21 protein-coding genes are annotated in these 20,250 nt (G+C 52.4%); 10 read left to right on the plus strand and 11 right to left on the minus strand.

The features are described from left to right. Positions 1–39 precede the first annotated feature (39 nt). From PsAD5_RS20250 to cyoD, 5 genes are all read left to right on the plus strand, one after another. Positions 40–465 (plus strand): nuclear transport factor 2 family protein, encoded by a 426-nt coding sequence (locus PsAD5_RS20250; RefSeq protein ID WP_063293416.1) that lies wholly within the window; start codon positions 40–42, stop codon positions 463–465. 169 nt (positions 466–634) lie between these two features. Then, positions 635–1,561 carry a ubiquinol oxidase subunit II gene (cyoA, locus tag PsAD5_RS20255; RefSeq protein WP_208980583.1) on the plus strand — a complete coding sequence of 309 codons (927 nt, stop codon included), beginning with the start codon at positions 635–637 and terminating at the stop codon, positions 1,559–1,561. Beyond that, positions 1,555–3,552, plus strand: coding sequence for a cytochrome o ubiquinol oxidase subunit I (cyoB, locus tag PsAD5_RS20260; protein WP_063293417.1), 1,998 nt, complete (start codon positions 1,555–1,557; stop codon positions 3,550–3,552). The genes cyoA and cyoB overlap by 7 nt, the downstream gene beginning before the upstream one ends. Further along, a complete protein-coding gene (gene cyoC / locus PsAD5_RS20265; protein WP_057461360.1) occupies positions 3,549–4,157 on the plus strand; it encodes a cytochrome o ubiquinol oxidase subunit III in 609 nt (202 codons plus the stop codon). Before cyoB ends, cyoC begins: the two co-directional genes overlap by 4 nt. A 9-nt stretch (positions 4,158–4,166) precedes the next feature. Then, on the plus strand, positions 4,167–4,466 hold the full coding sequence (cyoD, locus tag PsAD5_RS20270; RefSeq protein WP_063293418.1) for a cytochrome o ubiquinol oxidase subunit IV: 300 nt from the start codon (positions 4,167–4,169) through the stop codon (positions 4,464–4,466). On the opposite strand, the gene PsAD5_RS20275 is transcribed toward cyoD, so the two are convergent. Both PsAD5_RS20275 and PsAD5_RS20280 read right to left on the minus strand, forming a co-directional pair. Then, positions 4,435–5,496 (minus strand): glycosyltransferase family 4 protein, encoded by a 1,062-nt coding sequence (locus PsAD5_RS20275; RefSeq protein WP_063293419.1) that lies wholly within the window; start codon positions 5,494–5,496, stop codon positions 4,435–4,437. The genes cyoD and PsAD5_RS20275 overlap by 32 nt on opposite strands. An 18-nt stretch (positions 5,497–5,514) precedes the next feature. Then, a complete protein-coding gene (locus tag PsAD5_RS20280) occupies positions 5,515–6,660 on the minus strand; it encodes an NAD-dependent epimerase/dehydratase family protein (protein ID WP_063293420.1) in 1,146 nt (381 codons plus the stop codon). 567 nt (positions 6,661–7,227) lie between these two features. Here PsAD5_RS20280 and PsAD5_RS20285 point away from each other — a divergent pair. The 5 genes from PsAD5_RS20285 (at position 7,228) to PsAD5_RS20305 (ending at position 12,045) form a co-directional block, all read left to right on the plus strand. Continuing rightward, positions 7,228–8,217: a TRAP transporter substrate-binding protein gene (locus PsAD5_RS20285; protein ID WP_063293421.1), complete on the plus strand. Its 990-nt coding sequence runs from the start codon at positions 7,228–7,230 to the stop codon at positions 8,215–8,217. 122 nt (positions 8,218–8,339) lie between these two features. Continuing rightward, complete coding sequence (locus PsAD5_RS20290) at positions 8,340–8,903, plus strand: TRAP transporter small permease (protein ID WP_208988718.1); 564 nt, start codon at positions 8,340–8,342, stop codon at positions 8,901–8,903. Between the two features lie 9 nt (positions 8,904–8,912). After that, on the plus strand, positions 8,913–10,184 hold the full coding sequence (locus PsAD5_RS20295; RefSeq protein WP_063293422.1) for a TRAP transporter large permease: 1,272 nt from the start codon (positions 8,913–8,915) through the stop codon (positions 10,182–10,184). A gap of 17 nt (positions 10,185–10,201) precedes the next feature. Then, a complete protein-coding gene (locus PsAD5_RS20300; RefSeq protein ID WP_063293423.1) occupies positions 10,202–11,056 on the plus strand; it encodes an isocitrate lyase/PEP mutase family protein in 855 nt (284 codons plus the stop codon). 281 nt (positions 11,057–11,337) lie between these two features. After that, positions 11,338–12,045, plus strand: a complete 708-nt coding sequence (locus tag PsAD5_RS20305) for a glycosyltransferase (protein WP_063293424.1) — start codon at positions 11,338–11,340, stop codon at positions 12,043–12,045. A gap of 120 nt (positions 12,046–12,165) precedes the next feature. Here the strand turns inward: PsAD5_RS20305 and map are convergent, their stop codons facing one another. The 9 genes from map to PsAD5_RS20350 form a co-directional block, all read right to left on the minus strand. Then, on the minus strand, positions 12,166–12,945 hold the full coding sequence (gene map / locus PsAD5_RS20310) for a type I methionyl aminopeptidase (RefSeq protein ID WP_063293425.1): 780 nt from the start codon (positions 12,943–12,945) through the stop codon (positions 12,166–12,168). Continuing rightward, positions 12,942–13,148: a ParD-like family protein gene (locus tag PsAD5_RS20315; RefSeq protein ID WP_057461352.1), complete on the minus strand. Its 207-nt coding sequence runs from the start codon at positions 13,146–13,148 to the stop codon at positions 12,942–12,944. Before PsAD5_RS20315 ends, map begins: the two co-directional genes overlap by 4 nt. Before the next feature lie 104 nt (positions 13,149–13,252). After that, on the minus strand, positions 13,253–14,503 hold the full coding sequence (locus PsAD5_RS20320; RefSeq protein WP_063293426.1) for an NAD(P)-binding domain-containing protein: 1,251 nt from the start codon (positions 14,501–14,503) through the stop codon (positions 13,253–13,255). A 159-nt stretch (positions 14,504–14,662) separates the two neighbouring features. Then, positions 14,663–15,979 carry a TRAP transporter large permease gene (locus PsAD5_RS20325; protein WP_063293427.1) on the minus strand — a complete coding sequence of 439 codons (1,317 nt, stop codon included), beginning with the start codon at positions 15,977–15,979 and terminating at the stop codon, positions 14,663–14,665. A 4-nt stretch (positions 15,980–15,983) separates the two neighbouring features. Continuing rightward, positions 15,984–16,496 (minus strand): TRAP transporter small permease, encoded by a 513-nt coding sequence (locus PsAD5_RS20330; protein ID WP_208987775.1) that lies wholly within the window; start codon positions 16,494–16,496, stop codon positions 15,984–15,986. Beyond that, a complete protein-coding gene (locus PsAD5_RS20335) occupies positions 16,493–17,542 on the minus strand; it encodes a TRAP transporter substrate-binding protein (RefSeq protein WP_063293428.1) in 1,050 nt (349 codons plus the stop codon). Before PsAD5_RS20335 ends, PsAD5_RS20330 begins: the two co-directional genes overlap by 4 nt. 88 nt (positions 17,543–17,630) lie before the next feature. Beyond that, the gene (locus PsAD5_RS20340) at positions 17,631–18,173 is read right to left on the minus strand and encodes a VOC family protein (RefSeq protein ID WP_057461348.1); all 543 of its coding nucleotides are present in this window, start codon (positions 18,171–18,173) and stop codon (positions 17,631–17,633) included. A 19-nt stretch (positions 18,174–18,192) separates the two neighbouring features. Then, a complete protein-coding gene (locus PsAD5_RS20345) occupies positions 18,193–18,414 on the minus strand; it encodes a DUF2783 domain-containing protein (RefSeq protein ID WP_057461347.1) in 222 nt (73 codons plus the stop codon). Beyond that, positions 18,411–20,033, minus strand: coding sequence for an FAD-dependent oxidoreductase (locus tag PsAD5_RS20350; RefSeq protein ID WP_063293429.1), 1,623 nt, complete (start codon positions 20,031–20,033; stop codon positions 18,411–18,413). Before PsAD5_RS20350 ends, PsAD5_RS20345 begins: the two co-directional genes overlap by 4 nt. Positions 20,034–20,250 lie beyond the last annotated feature (217 nt).

Below are 20,250 nucleotides of genomic sequence, written 5' to 3' on the forward strand. Positions count from 1 at the left end.
TTTAGGAGAACAAAAAGAGACACCGGGGAGGATAAGATGATGTCGACACCATATTCTGAGAAGTTGCAAAAGTGGCTGGATATGCTGGAGGGCGGCAAAGATCTGGCGAAGTTGTCGGCTTTGATTGCCAAGGACTGCGTGTTTTACAGCCCCGTGGTGCACACGCCGCAACGCGGACAGCAGATCACAGTCATGTACCTTTACGGTGCAGCGCAAGTGCTGGGCGTCAACAACACCTTCAAATACGTACGCATTCTGGATTGTGGCGACAACGCAGTGCTGGAGTTTGAAACAGAGGTCGATGGCATCTACATCAACGGCGTTGATATGATCCATTGGAACGAGGAGGGCCTGATTGATGATTTCAAGGTCATGCTGCGCCCGTTGAAGGCGGTGACCATGGTGCAGGCGAAAATGGCAGAAATGCTGGAAGGCCTTAAAGCTCCCGCAAAGGCGGGGGGATAAATTGAAAGAGACGGGGGAGTAATTGATAACCATCTCTGTGCTCCCCTCAAAGAATTGGTTCCTGAAATCTCATGGGTCTCATGCCGTCGGGCCGTGACCTTAAATATTCTGTAATCCCCACCCCCTTGAAATATCCCCGTTAGGTCACCCACTCCTGCGCGGGATTACGATGAAACATTTCATTTCAAAACCTTTCATAACGGGAATAACTCTGCTGGGCCTCCTGCTTGTGTTAGCTGGATGCGGCCTTCAGACGTCCCCGGTTGCTGACCCCAAAGGCCCGATTGCCCTGATAGAACGCGATCTGCTTTACACCGCCTTCTTCATCATGCTGATCGTGGTTATTCCCGTTTATTTTATGGTGTTCTGGTTCATCTGGCGCTACCGCGCAAAAGGTGGCAGCGGTGAATACAAGCCGGACTGGCACAAATCCACCATTATCGAGGTGTTCGTCTGGTCCATTCCTGCGGCCATCATCATCACGCTTGGCTATCTGGTCTGGACGTATTCCTACAAGCTCGACCCCTACAAAAAGATCGCGACGCCGGAAAATACCATCAATGTGCAGGTGGTGGCGCAAGACTGGAAGTGGCTCTTCATCTACCCGGAGCTTGGCATAGCCTCCGTCAATGAGCTTGCCTTCCCCGTGGATAAAGCAGTCAGCCTGCAATTAACCTCTGACACTGTGATGAACTCGTTCCTCATACCCGCATTGGGGGGACAAATCTATGCCATGGCGGGGATGACCAGCGAGTTGAACCTGCAGGCCAATGAGACCGGACGCTTCCGTGGCCGCAACACGCAGTACAGCGGTGACGGGTTTGCCATGCAGTTTTTTGATGCTGTTGCCATGACGCCCGACGAGTTTGATGCGTGGGTTGCCAACGCCAAATCGCAGACCAAACCGCTCTCCACCGTGACCTACGATCAACTGGCACAGCCGACCATCGGGCACGACGTGGAGTATTTCTCCTGGGTTAAGCCCGGCTTGTTTGCAGAGATTTTGAAGAAGTACGCCCGACGGCCCGAAACCACCTTGCGCCGACACGCACCGGTGACGACCCAACCTGCTTGTGAGGGGGATACACCATGCTAGGAAGATTAGGATTAGACTCTCTCCCCTTCTACAGTGCCATCGCTTTTGGTGGTGCCTCAATCACCGTCTTGGGTGGGTTGGCCGTTTTTTTGCTGGTCACCTACTTTGGTAAGTGGCGGTATTTCTGGGATGAATGGCTGACCAGCCTTGATCACAAACGCATCGGCATCATGTACATCGCCCTTGCCATGGTGATGCTGGTACGCGGCTTTGTGGACGCGCTCATGATGCGCTCCCAGCAGGCCATTTCCTTGAACAATGATGGATATCTTGCCCCTGAGCATTTCGATCAGGTGTTCAGTTCTCACGGCACCATCATGATCTTTTTCATGGCCATGCCGTTCCTGACAGGCCTGATCAACATTGTGGTGCCACAGCAGTTAGGCGCACGTGATGTGGCCTTCCCGTTCATGAACTCCATCAGCTTGTGGCTGACAGCAGCAGGTGCAGCGCTGGTGATGGTCTCCCTTGTCATCGGCAAATTCTCAACCGCTGGGTGGACCGGCTACCCGCCATATTCCGGCGCTGAGTATAGTCCGGGTGTGGGCGTTGATTACTGGATCTGGGCGCTGCTGGTCAGCGGTGTGGGCAGCACCATGACGGGGATTAATTTTGTCGTCACGATCATAAAGTGCCGCGCGCCCAAAATGCGCCTGATGCAGATGCCGCTGTTCACCTGGACCACTTTATGCACCAGTCTACTCATGGCTTTCGCTTTTCCAGCGCTGACAGTTGTTGCTGCGATGCTCGGTTTGGACCGGATTCTTGGGTTTCACTTCTTCACCAATGATTCTGGCGGCAACATGATGAATTACGCCAATCTGATTTGGATTTGGGGACACCCGGAAGTTTATATCCTCATTCTACCCGCGTTTGGCGTGTTCTCAGAAGTTGTCGCAACCTTCTCTCAGAAAAGGCTTTTTGGCTACAAGTCACTGGTCTACGCAACAGCAGCTATTACCATCTTATCCTTCTCGGTCTGGCTGCACCATTTCTTCACCATGGGCTCCAGCCCCAATGTGAATGCGGTCTTCGGCATTGCGACCATGATCATTGCCGTTCCGACTGGAGTGAAGATTTTTGACTGGGTGTTCACCATGTACAAGGGGCGGATCATCTTCCACCCTGCCATGTTATTCACCATCGGATTTTTGATCACCTTCGTGCTTGGTGGCGTTTCCGGCGTGTTGCTAGCGATCCCTCCTGCCGACTTTTTGATGCATAACTCCACGTTCCTTGTCGCGCACTTCCATAACGTGCTGATCCCCGGTGCGGTCTTCGGGTACTTTGCCGGCTTCCAGTACTGGTTCCCCAAAGCAACCGGCTTCAAGCTGGACAGAGCGTGGGGTGTTCGTTCCTTCTGGTTCTGGATCATCGGCTTCTACCTCGCCTTCATGCCGCTCTATGCCCTTGGTTTCATGGGCATGTCTCGCCGGATGGAGCGTTACGATGTTGCCGAGTGGCAGCCCTATCTGATCGTTGCAGCCGTTGGTGCCTTGAGTGTTCTGATCGGCATTTTCTGTCAGGGTATGCAGCTTTATGTGAGCATTCGCGACCGGGAAAAGAACCGCGATCTGACGGGCGATCCGTACAATGGCCGGACGCTGGAATGGCAAACCTCTTCCCCTCCTGCCGAGTATAACTTTGCCAAGATCCCCGATGTGCAGGACATTGATGCCTTCTGGGATATGAAACAGCGCGGCGTGGCTTATGCCCCAGCGCAAAATTACGAGGACATTCACTTGCCGCGGAACACAGGCATTGGTGTCTTCCTCGGTGGTCTCGGGTTCCTCATCGGCTTCGCTGTCACATGGTACATCTGGTGGCTGGTCGCCCTTGGGTTCCTTGGCGTGCTCGCGTGTTTGATAACCCGCAGCTCGCAAGATCACACCTATGAGATTATCCCCGCTGCCGAGATTGAGGCCCATGAAAAGGCCCGCATCAAAGCCTTGGAAGCCCACAAACCAGCACCGGGGGATTTCTGGTCATGAGCACATACAGCCCTAAAACCACCGGCTCTCCCGGACCGACAGAAGAAACGTTAGATATCAGAGACTTGGGCTTCTGGCTCTACCTGATGACAGATGCGATTATCTTCTCGCTTCTGTTTGCAACTTACGTGGTCATGTTCCAGAACACTGCCACAGGACCGCTGCCGATTGACGTGTTCGACATCAAACACGTTTTTGCCGAAACCATGTTCCTGCTCTTTTCAAGCGTAACATTTGGCTTCGCGTCCCTCGCCTCTGTCAGAGAGCATAAAAGTCAGGCAGTGTTCTGGCTGATTGTCACCATTGTGCTTGGTATGGGCTTCATATCGCTGGAAGTGATTGAATTTGTTGGCATGATTGAGTCTGGGGCCGGACCGCAGACCAGTGGCTTCCTCACCTCGTTCTTCACGCTGGTGGGAACACATGGCGCACATGTGAGCCTTGGCATGATTGGGATCACGGTGATGATCTTCCAGATTCTCATCAAAGGGCTGACCTCTCCGGTCAAATCCCGCCTCCATCGCCTCGGCATGTTCTGGCATTTCCTCGACATCGTCTGGATCGGCATTTTCTCAATCGTCTACATGCCCGGCTGGCTTATTTAGGAGAGTAAGATGCACCCGCAATCTCACAGTGCAAAGAGGCTGATCACCGGGTTTATCCTCGCGATGGCGCTCACACTCATTCCGTTTGCCATAGTCTGGACCATGGCGTTTCCGGTTGAACTGACCTTCGGCATCATCGCTTTATGCGCGCTTGTTCAGGTTGGCGTACACCTGCATTACTTCCTTGGCATTGATAGCAGAACCCCGATTGAAAACGTGCTTGCCATGAGTTTTGCAGGCGTTCTGATCTTCCTGATGGTTGGCGGAACGCTCTGGATTATGTTTGATCTGTATGAGCGGATGATGTGAGGATATCCTTGGCTTTCTGAGACTGCTCAGTAGAGAAGCTGACGAGGTTATTCAGAAAGTCCTGCGTTGCCCGCTCCCAGGAGAATGTTTTGGCATGGGCGATGCAATTCTCTGGTTTCATTGGTAAAGCACGCTGGATTGCAACTGCGAGATCCTCATCCATTGCCCCAACCGGCGCATCGCCAATGATGTCTTTGGGGCCTGTCACGGGATAGGCTGCAACGGGGATACCACAGGCCATCGCCTCCAGATTAACGAGGCCGAATGTATCGGTTTTAGATGGAAACACCATCACATCCGCCCCGCAATAAGCCTTGATCAGATCATCTCCGGTTTTTGCCCCAGTAAAGACGGCATCTGGATAACGCTTTGTGAGGGATGCCAGATCCGGCCCATCCCCCACCAGAATCTTTGTTCCCGGCACGTTCAGGTCTAAAAACGTCTCCAGATTCTTCTCGGGTGCAATCCGCCCCACATAGAGCATTATTGGTTTGGGAAGGTCCGCAAACATTTCAGAAGGAACAGGCCGGAACTTCTTCAGCTCAACTCCCCGCCGCCAACGCACGGCACGCTTAATTCCGATACGATTGGCCGTTTCCACCATGGTCTGTGTAGTGACCATGGTGTGGGTGGCTTGATTGTGAAAGGTAATCAACCACTTGTAAAACCAAGCCTCAGGCAGACCGGTGCGCATGGAGGCATACTCCGGGAACTTGGAGAGCCATGAACTGGTGAAGTGATGCGCATTGCGGCGGCAGTATTTGCGAGCGGCCCAACCTAACGGCCCTTCGGTCACCACATGCAATGCATCAGGTTTCAGCTCGCGCAGCATGCAGGAAAGCTTGTGATAGGGGAACAGTGCCAGTTTGATATCCGGATAGGTTGGCAGTGGCACTTGGTAAAACTGGTCGGGCGTGATGAGGATAACCTCATGCCCCAAGGCGGATAACTCGCGACGCGTGATCTCTAAAACACGAACCACTCCGTTGATCTGTGGGTGCCAGGCATCGGAGACAATGACAATTTTCATCGGCCTATCCCCGCAAAGTTACCAGAGGGACAAGCAAGGGATTTTAGTCGTATCGCAGCGATCAGAGTATTTTCTCGCAATATCAGTCACTTCCTCAAGCAACCGATCACTCAGCGTGATTGGCTCCAGTCCCATCTCCAGAAATTTGTGATTGGCCACCATCAAATCGTTTTCTGCAGCTTCCTTGCGCGGATTTTCCAGATAAGCAATTTCAACATTTGCCATTTTGGCGACCATCTCAGCTAGATCACGAACCCTGTGAACCTCTGTCATCTGGTTGAGGATCTTCACGCGATCTCCACGCTCTGGTGGATTTTCGACGGCGAGCTGAACGCAGCGGACAGTGTCCTGAATATGGATGAAGGCCCGCTTCTGGCCGCCTGTGCCGTGCACGGTCAGCGGATACCCAATTGCACCTTGCATGAGGAAGCGGTTGAGTACGGTGCCGTAGTCGCCGTCATAATCAAAACGATTGATGAGCCGCTCATCCAGTGAGGTCTGCTCGGTCTGTGTGCCCCAGACGATACCCTGATGCAGGTCGGTTATCCGCAGTCCATAATTCTTGGCATAGAACTGGAAGAACAGCTGATCCTGCGACTTGGTCATGTGGTAGATGGAACCGGGGTTTGTGGGATAAAGGATCTCCTGCTCGCGCATATCTCCGTTCACATCCAGATGAACCCGCAAGTATCCCTCGGGGATTTCACAGCCCACCGTGCTGTATCCATAAACCCCCATGGTGCCGAGATGCACAAGATGAGTATCCAGCTCCGCTTCAACAATTGCAGAGAGCACATCATTGGTCGCGTTGAGATTGTTTGAAACTGTATAGCGCCGGTGCCAGGAAGACTTCATGGAGTATGGCGCTGCTCGTTGCTCTGCAAAGTGGATGATTGCATCCGGCTTCTCGTGCTTCAACAACTGCAACAGGCGGTCATAATCTGTGCCAAGCGTTATATTGGCAAAACGAATGGTGTTGCCCGTCAGCTCTTCCCATGTTGCCAGCCGTTCGCTGATCGGCTCAATGGGAGTGAGAGAGGAAACCTCAAGCTCAACGTCGATCTTGCGGTGAGAGAGATTATCGACAATGACGGTATCGTGGCCAAGGCTGGAGAACAACAGACTCGTGGGCCAGCCGCAAAAACCGTCGCCGCCCAGTACCATAACTTTACCCACGAAATCGCCCTTCCCGCCGACTCACCCATGTCTGGATGAGGTAGCATCCGATTGGTACAGACTGATGACCTTGCCTTCTGCGGATGGCGAAAATCCTGCATGATTAGCCCACGTTCTTTCAAGTGGTCACAATGCGCAGTCCAAACACACGCTAGATAAGCACGTGTACGGGTTGGCTTCATCTCCCTAAAATCAAGGGCAAAGATCGCTCAATATGCAGGCAGCAACGCTGTAACCTGAACTGTGCCGCGCACGTCATGTTTATAACTCGGAGAACTTTCGTTTGAATTTGCGGAAATGTTTTGCGGTCGTCGAAACGTAATTTTGAGAGGAGTTGGTGAGATGTAACCCCTGTGAAGTTTCACAGGAACGTAACGGTCACTGGGAGTTCGCCGAAAGGCATCGCAGACAAGAGGCGCCTTTCTAGCCAGCTGGAATTGAGAGATCTGGACAATATAATTACATTTTCTCAGCAATAACGGCCTGTACTTCCGCAAAAAACACTCTCTAATATACCACATATTTCAAGAGATTTGTTTTGGGAGAGGGACACCAATGAGAGTAAAACTAATTTCAATGCTGGGTGCAGCTGCACTATCCTTGTCATGCGCCACCGCGATGGCTGCAGATACAATTCGCGTTACTTTACAGCTGCCTGAAAGCCATAGTCTTGGTCAGAACTGGAATGCCTTCAAGGAAATTATTGAAGAAAAATCGGGCGGTGAGCTGAGTCTTCAGCTGTTCCCGTCTGCGCAGCTGTTTAAGGATAAGGAAGTTCCAGAAGCGGTTGGTTCTGGCGCGATTGAAGCTGGCTCAGCGTTTCTTGGTCGTTTTGCTGGCTCCGTTCCTGCCGTTGAAATCGTCAACCTGCCGTTCTTCTTCCGTGATGAAGACCACCTGAGAGCAGCTGCTGCCAACGGCTCGCCAATGCGTGAGATTCTCGATAAAGCCGTACTGGAAGAAACCGGTGCCCGCGTTTTGTGGTGGCAGGCCTATGGTCGTAACATTTACCTCAACAACGGTGATCCGATCAGAACCCCTGAAGACATCAAAGGCGAAAAGGTTCGGACCTACGGCAAAGTCCTTGGTTGGACTGTTGAAGCCCTTGGCGGGGCACCAACTCTGATGTCTGGTTCCAAGCAGTTCCTTGCTTATCAGCAGGGTGCAGTTGATGTGGGCATGACCGGCACTTCTGGCGTAACCAGCCGCAAGCTTTATGAAGTTATGGAGAACATGACCCTCTCCTATGATTTCGCCATTGAGTTTGTCGCTGTGATCAACAACGAGTTCTTTGAGAGCCTTTCAGCTGAAAACCAGCAGATCATTCTTGATGCAGCAGCTGTTGTCGAAAAACAGCTGCGTGATCAGGTGTATTCCGGTGAAGATGCCTTGGTTGAAAGCGTCAAAGACAAGATCAACGTGATCCGCTTGAGTGATGAAGAACGCGCCAAATGGGTGGAAGCAACAGCCTCTGTTCAGGACCGTTTTGTTGAAGCGGCTGGCCCTGTTGGTCAGCAAGCCATTGATGCTGCAAAAGGCATGTAAGATTTACGGGCAGGTTCACCTGCTCAGATCTTCAATTTGATTTGGAAAGGGAGCCATGCGGCTCCTTTTCTGCCCATACTGTTCTAGGATCCCCTTTATTTTGAGGGAGCCGACTGCACAAAATGATCACTCCAAACAGTGCGCGTCTGCTCTCCGGCAAATCCATTTGGTGCTCAGCCGTGATTAAGCTCATCGATCATATTTCCGAATTCAGCGGCAAGTTGGCTGCCTGGGTGTTTTTCGCAATTGGTTTTTTCATCTGTTACGAAGTCGTCTCCCGGTACGTCTTCAACAGCCCGACCGTGTGGGTGGATGAAGTCTCGCGTATCGGTCAGATCTGGGGGGCTTACCTTGCCGCAGCCTTTGCGCTCAAGCACCGCGAAATGATCGTTATCGATGTGGCCTTTCGGCGCCCGGATACGGTGTTGCGTAAGGTGGTTGAGACCTTCTCCATTCTGGTGATCCTGATCTTCTGCATAACCGCAGTTTGGTACGGTTATGGTCTCTGGCTTAAGTCCACTTTGCGTGGCCACACCACCGATACTTATCTTGCTCTGCCCAAGTGGTTCACGCATGCCTCAGTCTGGGTTGGCTTCGCTTTGTTGGGCCTGCAATCTATTGCCGAGGCTGTAAAGATTTGGCGTGATGGGGTGCCTGCTGATGACACCTTACAACATGAGATTTAGGGGCTACACATGACTGCGTTTCTCATTCTCGCAGCCCTGCTGCTGCTTCTTGTTCTCCGTGTTCCTGTTGCATTTGCGCTTGGCTCGCTCGGAGTTTTCCTGCTCTGGTACTTCCCGCTGCCACTGAATGCCGTCCCCCAGCGCCTTTATGGCTCTATGGACAGTTTTGAGCTGCTGGCAGTGCCCATGTTCCTGCTCATGTCCAACGTGCTGCTGAAAGGTGGGGTTGGCAAAGACTTGTTTGCAGCTGTGCAAAGCTGGGTCGGTCACTGGCCGGGTGGACTTGGTATCGCAACTATTCTGTCCTGCGGCTTGTTTTCTGCCGTTTCAGGCTCTTCCGTGGCGACCGCAGCAACCATCGCGACGGTGGCGATCCCTGAGATGACCTCGCGCGGATACGAGCGCCCGTTTGTGCTGGGTATGTTGGCTGCTGGTGGAACGCTGGGTATCCTCATTCCGCCATCTATCCCACTGATCCTTTACGGCATTGTAACCGAAAGCTCGATCCCGAAGCTGTTCCTTGCGGGTATTGGGCCCGGCCTTTTCCTAGCTAGCGTGTTCATCATCTACGGCATGCTCTACTCGCGCTTTAACAGCAATTACGAGCGCATTGAGAAAGCGAGCTGGGCAGAACGCAGACGTGCGACCTTCATGGCTCTGCCGACCGTGCTGCTGGCTGGATCTATCATCGGGTCCATCTACATGGGCATCGCCACACCTTCTGAAAGTGCTGGCATTGGCTTTGTTATGGCGCTTCTCATCACATTCGTCATGGGGCGGATGAACTGGGAGAAGATGAAGGAAGCCACCTATAAATCCATGAAGACCACCACCATGGTGTTCCTCATCATTGCGGGGGCAAAGGTCTTCTCCTACGCCATCACTCTTTATCGTTTGCCGCAGGATATCTCCACACTGCTCACCACCAATATCTCCGAACCGGGTCTGTTTATTCTCGCCGTTGGTCTGGTGTTGCTGATCGTTGGTTTCTTTCTGGAATCCCTCAGCATGTTGCTGATCATGGTGCCAGTCCTGTTTCCTGCGCTAGTGGGAATGTCCATTGATCCGATCTGGTTTGGCATCTTTTTCGTGGTGCTCATTGAGACCGCGTTGATTACACCACCAGTGGGAATGAACCTCTTTATTATTCAAGCTGTTGGCAGGGCGAATTTGTCAGAGGTCGCCAAAGGTGCGTGGCCGTTTGCACTCATGATGCTGGCAACTGCCGCCCTGCTTTACTTTTGGCAAGGGCTTGCCTTGTATATCCCTTATAACACATAGAAGATGGGCACATAAAAATGTCAAAAGCTCAGGTGCTTAAAGACCTGTTCGAAAGCGGCAAACTGAATGTAACACCTTGTTGCTGGGATGCCCTCTCCGCTCGCCTGATCGAGCAAGCCGGTTTCCCCCTCGCCTTCATGAGTGGGTTTGGTGTTTCCGCAGCTCGTCTAGGGCAACCGGATGCGGGCCTCATCTCCTATGCAGAAATGGTTGATCAGGCCCGTAACATTGCCGGTGCGACCGACATTCCCGTGATTGGGGATGGTGATACAGGTTATGGAAACGCTCTCAACGTCAAACGCACAGTCAAGGGCTATGCCAATGCCGGTATGGCCTGTGTGATGATCGAAGATCAGCTGGCGCCCAAACGCTGCGGTCACACGAAAGGCAAACACGTAGTGGATCGTGAGGAAGCCTTTATGCGCATTCGTGCCGCTGTCGATGCGAAGAACGAAGGTGCAGATATTCTGGTGCTTGCCCGCACAGATGCCCGTGCCGAGCATGGCCTGGATGAAGCCATAGAGCGCGCCAAAACCTTCCGCGAAATCGGTGCTGACATGACCTTTGTGGAAGCGCCGCGGACCGTTGAAGAAATGAAACGCTACTGTGACGAAGTTGAAGGTCCTAAAATGGCAAACATGCTGGAGGGCGGACTAACACCATTCCTTCAACCAGCTGAGCTTCAGGAGCTTGGTTTCGCCATCTCAACCTACCCGTTCACCGGCCTGATGAGCATGATCAAAGCGCAGCAGGAGGCCTTGGATAAGATGAATCGAGGCATCTTCTATGACCCTGCCATGACCTTTGAAGACCTGCAAAAGGCTGTCGGCTTTGATGTGTATTATGAGGCTGAAGAGCGATATCGGCATTGAGTCCTTATTTGGACGATATGCGTCAGTGACAGCAACCTAACTTTGCAATGCACTGCGGACAATTAACTAAACTAAAGAATTTGGCAAAGCCAGAAAGATCAATGATTGCTTTACAGTTATGCCTGACCTTAGAATTATTAAAATATATCAATGATCTATGGGATATGACAAGGCATTAAAACACAGCATGAACTTGCGGATTTATTAGTCTGACATTTTCCATTCAAATTGCGCCATCTCGTTTGTGAAGTTTTTTTCTCAGCTGAACGGTGGTTCGCAAAATGTCAGAGAGTGTTCGAATATTCATCGGTTATGATTCCAATGAAACGATTGCCTATCATGTGCTTGTTCAAAGCATAATTGAGAACTCATCCCTCCCACTTTCCATCACGCCCATCGCTCTGAACAATGTACGCAGTATCTTCAAGCGTGAGAAGCATCCTCTTCAATCCACCGAGTTCTCATTCAGCCGATTTCTGGCGCCGTATTTGTCCAATTATGAAGACTGGTCGATCTTTATGGATTGCGACATGATCGTGCGAAAAGATATCGCAGAGCTTTGGAACATGCGCGATGACGACTACGCAGTGATGTGCTGCAAGCATGATTACACGCCAGTGAGTGATACGAAATTCCTCAATAACGTCCAGTCCAAATATGAGAAGAAGAACTGGTCGAGCGTTATGATGTTCAATAATGCCAAGTGCAAAGCACTCACACCAGAATACGTAAACACGCGTTCCGGGCTTGAACTGCACCAGTTTAAATGGCTTGGAGATGACAAGCAGATAGGCTCTCTGCCGCTGGTCTGGAACCATCTGGTCGAGGATTATCCATACAACCCAGAGGCTGCCCTTGTTCACTACACTTATGGTGGCCCTTATTTCGAAGAGTATCTGGACTGCGATTACGCCGAGGACTGGCAGCAATACAAACGCAGCACTCTTCATGCAACACAGCGAGCTAAAGCAGAGCCTGAGCTGGCATAGGCTGGCGGTTCATTGACACTCCAAAACGTCCCCGCAGGTGAGCAATGCTTGCAGGGACGTTTCGATATCTTTCGCGAACTGCCATAGGGGGAGAATGAGAGAGCTCTGCTCCTGCTTCTCCTACTCAGGCACCTTTTCCCCATCTCGCAATGTTAGCACTTCGAAGCCGCCGTTTGTCACCAGCACTGTGTGTTCCCATTGGGCGGAGAGTTGGCGGTCGAGGGTTTCTACGGTCCAGCCGTCTTCTTTGGTAACGGTGAGGTCGGTACCTGCATTGACCATGGGCTCTATGGTGAAGGTCATGCCCTCTTTCAGCACAACGCCAGTGCCTCGTTTGCCAAAGTGCATCACGGAAGGGCCTTCGTGCATGTCGCGGCCAATGCCGTGGCCGCAGTAATCACGCACGATTGAGTAGCCGGCCTTTTCTGCCAGTTGTTGGATAGCTGCTCCCACATCGCCCAGTTTTGCGTCGGGGCGGACTTCCTTGATGCCAGCCCACATGGCCTTGTAAGTGGTCTTGACCAGCTTTTGTGTTTTACGGGAGGCGCCGGGCATCACAAAGGTGGTGCTGGAATCTGCAATGAAGCCATCCTTCTCCAATGTAATGTCTACATTGATGATATCCGAGGTTGTTAGCTTGCGTGCTTTGTCGGGGATGCCGTGGCAAACGACTTCGTTGATGGAGGAGTTGAGCGCAAACTTATAGCCGTACTGGCCTTTGCTGGCTGGGCGGGCGTGCAACTCGTTGACGATATAATCTTCTACCCGCTCATTGATCTCAAGCGTAGAAACACCCGGCTTTACGACGTCTTCCAGCATTTTGAAGACTTGTGCGAGAAGTTTGCCCGACTGGCGCATCAGGGCGATTTCATCGGTGTTTTTGATGATAATGGCACTCATGTCTCGATCACCTCTGGGGGAGCGACCTTGCAAGCTTTGAGCTGTTGTTGAACCAGTTCTGTGTAACTCAGGGTTGGGTTCAACTCTGCAAGCATGCCCATTTTGATCCAGAACTCTGCTTGCGCGTTGATGGAGCGAGACATAACGGTGCTCGCTTTTCTGATTTCCTCATGAAGGTCGTCAGAGATTTTTACAATGCCCATGGAAATGGTCCTTTATATGATTAATATACATATCGTATACGAATCGCATAAAGGCAAGAGGTGAATGGCAATGATCGTAGTAAGTCAGAGCAATCTCATCTTCTCTATTCCTTCAGATCGTAGGTGAAGGGATGAAGACGGTAGTTTTGTTGGTACTGGCGTTTATGATCGTTGAGCGTGTTTAAAAAGGTCCTCCAGTCCAGGTCAGGCTCTCCGGTCATATCGCTCAGTTTGGTAAAGCTCTCGAACACGCTGTTGTGGTATTCTTCCAAATTGGCAGGGTTCTTTTGCAGGACACAACCACCATTGGCGACTTCCTGTTTGATCTCATCGGAAGATGGTAGATCCAACTCACCATTTAAGATCTTTGCGCAGTAAATGCTTTGCAGATGAATGTTGGCGAAATGGACTGTAAACCGCGGCAGGCCGAGGAAGATAAGGGTGGGGTCTGCAGGGTAGAACATGTTCAGGTACAGCGGCCCCATGGAGCAACCGCTCAGTTCAATGTCATCCAACGAACCTTTCAAGAAGGGGAAGTTATAAATGTACCCTGTACACAGGATGATATCATCCACGTCGTGCAGGACTTCCCCGTTTTGCAGGTAGACCTTACGACCTTCAATACGCTCTGGACGTGCATGCTGGCTGATGTTGAGCCCCTGTCCGTAAAGTCCATCGCGGACATAGCATTTGTGTCCATTTGGGGGGAACGTACCGCAGATATACACCTGCTCAGCATGCGGACTCAGATCCAGCGAGATATCCTCTGAAGAGACACAGGCTCCAATCAAGACAACACGTTTGCCGTCATAAAGATTAGGCAGGCGGTAAGACTGGGAATGGGTGACAGGTCCTTCAAAACGATCCAATCCATCGATCTCGGGAATGTTGGGGTAACTGTCCTTACCGGTTGCAACAATCACGTGGGTGAAGATCTTTTCCGTGCCTTCAGTGCTCACGCGCCAGCCATCGCCTGCTTTGGCAATGTGCTTGACCGGCGTGTTGAATTCTATGAGCGGTTGGATCCCAGCTTCTCTGGCGGTGGCGTCGATGTAGTCTAAAACATCAACACGGCCCGGAAACAACTGTAGATCCTCTGGCAGTTTGTAGTCGCTGATTTGCATGGCGCGTTTGGGCAGGTTGGCCCAAAGCTTGGGGTACATAGCTGAATAGACGCTCTGGCTTTGCGGGTCGCGCACATCAACCGGCTCGTCGGTAAGTACCTCATAAGCCCACTGTCCACCCAGACAGTTGCGTGCTTCAAATATAGTTGGAATGATGCCGCGACGCTTGAGCTCAATCGCAGCAGTGAGCCCGGTTGGGCCAGCCCCGATAATGGCGATGTTAAGAGCCATGAAACCCTCAGCCTTATTATGGTTGCAGCTAGTATGGGCCTTGCGGGTTAATTGCCGGTTCGTGCGTTTGTTAGGATGCGAGATGAGTACGCGGCCCTAAAATGCCAAAAGGGAGAACTGGTGCCCTCCCTTTTTTCGTTGATCTCAGATCCGGTGTGATTACATGGCTCCAACGAGCCACAAAGAGAACCACGGGAACGCGATCAGCAGCGCGAGACGTACAAGGTCGGATACCCAGAATGGGAACACGCCCTTGAAGATCGTGGAAAGTTTGACATCCTGCAGGACGTTGCGCAGCACGAAAACATTGAGCCCGACCGGTGGTGAGATCAGACTTATCTCGGTAACAACCACCACAATGACTGCAAACCAGATGAGCACAGCTTCCGGATCGTTCAGCACTTCTGTGCCAAAGTCCAACTCCAGAATGAGCGGGTAAAACACAGGCACAGTCAACAGGATCATGGAGAGGCTCTCCAGCACACAGCCAAGTACGATGTAGATGAGCACGATGCCGAGGATTACCATGTAGGCGTTGACTTCAAGATCCAGCACCCATTCCGCCAGTGTGTCTGGCAAACCTGCAAAGTTCACGAAGTTGGAGAACACTTCTGCGCCAATGATGATCATGAAGATCATAGCTGTGGTGCGGGCACTCTCCAGCATGGCTTGGTAGAGATTTCGAATGGTCATGCCACCCATCAGCAGCGCGATCAGGAACGCTGTTCCAGCGCCGATACCAGCCGCCTCGGTGGGGGTGAAGAGCCCGCCATAGATACCAACCATGATCACAGCGAACAGGCCAAGCACAGCAAAGACGCCGAGCTTTTCTTTGCGGGTGAATGGTTCAACACCTTCAGCTTTAGGCGCAAGAGACGGGTTGATCAAAGTGGCGACGTAGATGGCGCCGATGTAAAGCAGAAGCCCCAGAATACCCGGAATGACACCAGCGACGAACAATTTGCCAATGTCGGACTCCGTCAGCAGGCCGTAGATGATCATCACAACAGATGGTGGAATGAGGATGCCAAGCGTTCCGCCAGCGGCGATGGAACCAGAGGCCAGACTGTCCGCATAACCATATTTGCGCATGGATGGCATGGCCACTTTGGACATGGTGGCCGCTGTCGCCAGAGACGATCCGCAAACAGCTGAGAACCCGCCGCATGCCACAACTGATGCCATGGCAAGGCCTCCGCGCGCGCCGCCGAGCAGGCGGTTTGCAGCAGCATAAAGGCCGTGGCTGACACCAGAGATGGTGAGTAGGTTGCCCATGAGGATGAACAGCGGAACAACAGAGAGCGAATAAGACAGGCTGGTTTCAAAACCCACGCTGCTGACAACAGACCATGTGGCAGACCAGCCGCGCAGCCACGCAAAACCAGCCGCCCCGATAAAGATCATAGCGAAGGCGATTGGCACGCGCAGGAAAATGAGGACGAGCAGAGCTGCAAAGCCGACAAGGGATTCGAACATGACTTTAAAAACCTCTGCGGAATGCTTTTTTGAAGAATACGAATGTGTAACCAGCGCTCAGCAGCGCAGAGACAGCAGCGATCCAGGCAAGGGGTGCCAATGGGATGTCCAAAGCATTGGTGACGGCTCCATCTTCCATGAGGCGTTCTGCGTGTGCAGCCAGCCGCCAGGAGAGGATCAGAAGCGTGACAGTGGAAACAGACCAGGCAATGCCCTTCATCAGAGATTGCATGACCGGAGGAACCATGCCGTAGATCATGTCCACTTCAACATGTTCTTTACGAGAGGTTGTCAGCGGCAAAGCTGTAAAAACCAGAGCGCCAAGCATCAGCTGGGTGATCTCAAAAGCACCGCGAACAGGAGCGTTGAACCAGTAACGGCCAACAACATCAACGACTGTAAGGCCAGTCAGACCCGCGAGGAGTAACGCGCAACATATTCCAAGGCCAAGCTCAATGAGGTTGGCGAGGGAGCGCACCCGCGATGCGCCCCCTGAAGAGTTGTTAGACCCGATCACTTTTCTACGCCTGTAGATTTACGGAATTTCTTGAGAGCAGCAGTGCCGTCAAAGCCATCTTCTGCAACAGCCTTTGCCCATTCGGTCTCGTAGGCAGCAGCTTTTTCCTTGATGGCCGCAACCATTTCAGGAGATGCATCATAAATTTCGATGCCAGCTTTGTTGATGCGCTCGATTGCTTTCTCATCCGCACCGTTCCATGCCTTACCCACACGCTCAGCAAAAGCATCGCCGGAGATTGCCATGATGGCAGCCTGATCTTCAGCAGAAATACCGTCCCACTTGCCTTCGTTCATGACGAGGAACCATGTGGTGTTGTAGATGCCGCCTGGAACGCGCATGGAATATTTGACGTGGTCCAGCAGTTTGAACGCGGTCAACGCTTCATAAGTGAAAGTCACACCGTCGATGATGCCGCGAGACAGGGTCTCATAGACTTCGCCGGATGGCATGAACAGTGGAGATGCGCCAAGATCGCTTGCCAGATCAGCAATGTAACCGCCCGGTACACGGATCTTAAGGCCTTCGATGTCTGCTGGAGTGTTCAGCTTGCGCACGTTGTTATGGAACACGCCCGGACCGTGAACGAAGAGACCAAGAACTTTGGTGCCTTTGTGCTCAGCCTGTGCATCCAGATCGTTTGCGTAAACATCCCAAAATGCTTTGGAGCCGGAAACAGCGTCATCTCCAAGGAAGGAGAACTGGCCGATGCGGGAGCGCTGGAAACGGTTGTCCTTGGTGAAGGAATGCAGACCGTATGTGATGTCGACAACACCATCCGCCGCCATGTCAAAGTGCGCAGGTGGCGCGCCAGCAGATTTCGCCAGAACGCGCACAGAAACGCGGCCATCGGTAACCTTCTTAACTTCCTTTGCCCAGGGCTTGATTGCGTTGACCACAATCGGGTGGCGTGGTGGCAGCCAGCTGGAAAGAACCAGCTTGGTTTCTGCGTAAGCAGCGGTTGCAAATGCAGTTGGCGCCAGCATGGCAGCTGTTGCCATGCCAAGCAGCGTGCGGCGGGCAACTTTCGTCTTCAAGAATTCCATGGCTCCCTCCCTAAAGATACCAATAAAATCATTTTGTTGGGTGAAGAACGGGAACCTCCCAGCCCCCATTCTTCAGGCAGTCCTAATCCTAGGCTTTGCCGAGTTCTTTTGCGTGCAGCCAGTCAGCGTGTTTTGGCGCTTTCTTGGTGCGGCTCCACTCTTCCAGCATGTCCCACTTCACAGCATCGAGACGCTTGAGCTTCTCTTCTTCTGCCGGATCCGGACACGCCAGCTCGACGCGGTGTCCGTTTGGATCGAAGAAGTAAATGGAGTGGAAGATAGAGTGATCTGTCACGCCCAGCACATCAATGCCGTTGCCTTCAAGGTGCTCTTTAAACTCGATCAGAGTTTCACGGTCCTTCACTTTGAAGGCGATGTGCTGCACCCAGATTGGTGTGTTTTCATCGCGGCCCATTTCCGGCTTTGTTGGCAGTTCAAAGAATGCCAGCACGTTGCCGTTGCCTGCATCAAGGAACAGATGCATGTACGGATCAGGCTCGTGTGTGGAAGGAACCTTGTCCTCTGCAATGGCCAGTACGAAGTCCATGTTGAGGTTTTTGGTGTACCACTCAACGGTCTCTTTTGCGTCTTTACAACGGTAGGCAACGTGGTGAATTTGCTCAATTTTCATAAGACTCTAACCGAGGCGACTAAGCCTCGCCTCCTCCCTGTATTCTGGCCTGTGTTTTGGCAGCCAGGTCCATTGCTTCACGAAGAACACTTGCATCCCCGATGTGGTTAGCAAGAATGAGAACCAGCTTGGCGTTGAGCGCTTCGCTTTCCTCTTCAGAACGTCCTTCATGCAGAACCAGAAGATCGTGATAAAACTCGTCCGGTTTGGCGATGTTTGCTTTTGTATTCAGATGGCTCATTGTGCGGCCTCCTGCTCAAAAATGCCGATAGCGCGGTTCAGGGCCTGTGCGACGTTGGCACCGTCATAGGTCTCCCAACGGGCAGCAACGTGCTGGTCCGGGCGCATCAGATAAACAGCGGAAGACTTGTCTCCCAGATAACGATCTTTGATCTCATCGGTCGCTTTCACGCGCAGGGCAGAGATGGTCACGCCGCCAACATCGACAGTGTCCGGCACATCTGTGTTGATTGCCAGCAACTGAAATTTGTTGCCTAACTGGTCCAGCAACCAACCATTCGCGGTTGGTGCATCTGCTGCTGGAGAGCCCGGACGGGAGCGCACTGGCATGCCAGCACAATCATCACTGTTCAGAGAAGACCCGTCATAAGTGGCCGGAACGGACAGACGACCGGAGTTGACCAGTGGGCGGGCAAACTCGGCTGCCTCGGAAAGGTCCAGCACAGCATTGCGGAACACACGGCTGATCGCAGATTTCGGCGTGATGAAGTCAGTGGAGCGGGAAGAGTTCAAAATGTTCTCTTCAGCCGCAAAAACACGCTCTTCATCGTATGTGTCCAGCAGACACATTGGTGCCGTACCGTCCATCACCAGCTTCAGCTTCCAGATCAGGTTATCTGTGTCCTGCAGGCCGGAGTTCGCACCGCGGGCACCAAACGGAGACACCTGATGGGCACTGTCACCAGCAAAGATCACTCGGCCTTTGCGGAACTGTTCCATGCGGCGGCACTGGAAGGTGTAGATGGAAACCCACTCAAGCTCGAAGTTCACATCCTCGCCCAGCATGGCTTTCAGGCGTGGAATGACGTTTTCGGGCTTCTTCTCTTCTTCCTTGTCGACATCCCAGCCAAGCTGAAGATCGATGCGCCACACATTGTCTGGCTGCTTGTGAAGAAGAGCGGACTGACCACGGTTGAATGGCGGATCGAACCAGAACCAGCGCTCTGTCGGGAAGTTCGCTTCCATAACCACGTCAGCAATCAGGAAGTTGTCTTCAAAGATGCGGCCTACAAAATCCATACCCATCATGGCACGGATTGGAGAGGCAGCCCCGTCACAGGCGATCACCCAGTCGGCTTCGACGGAATAGTTGCCTTCCGGCGTTTCCAGCTCAACAGTTGCAAAGTCATTGCCCTGATCAACGGAGACAACCTTGTTGTTGCCGCGGATCTCGATAGGCTTGCCTTGGGCCTGAAGTTCTTTAACCCGGTCAACCAGATACTCTTCAAAGTAATACTGTTGCAGGTTGATGAAAGCCGGACGTTTGTGGCCATCTTCCGGCAACAGGTCAAACTGATAAACCTGACGCTCGTCAAAGAACACCTTGCCCACGTTCCACTGAACGCCTTTGTCGACAAACTGGTCACCACAGCCAATGCGGTCGAGGATTTCCAGCGGGCGCTTTGCATAACAAACCGCGCGAGAGCCCCAGCTCACCTTGTCGTTGTCATCAACAACAACAACTTCAACATCCTGCATAGCCAGTTCAATTGCTGCGGCCAGACCAATCGGGCCTGCTCCCACCACAACAACCTTATGGCGCACTGCCTTTTCCGCATCCTGATCCGGCGACCGGACATATGGATAAAGCGGAACTTCGAAAATCTTTTTTTTCGTCATACGCTGCCTCCCAGCAAGTGTGATGCCTCAGCCAGCATCCGGCAAAACATCAATCAACTTTGGAGTGCCGGCTGGAACTTGGGGTCCATCCGGCGCCCTGACGCATATGGGGTGGCTTTCGCCTGCGGTATTGAAGGTGGAAGGGGCCAGCAAAATTGGTGTTCAGGATAAACACTGCCAAAATGCTGAGAGAGACAAGAACTCAAGGTGTTGCCGT

It is taken from the genome of Pseudovibrio sp. Ad5 (assembly GCF_001623095.1).
Lineage (GTDB): Bacteria > Pseudomonadota > Alphaproteobacteria > Rhizobiales > Stappiaceae > Pseudovibrio.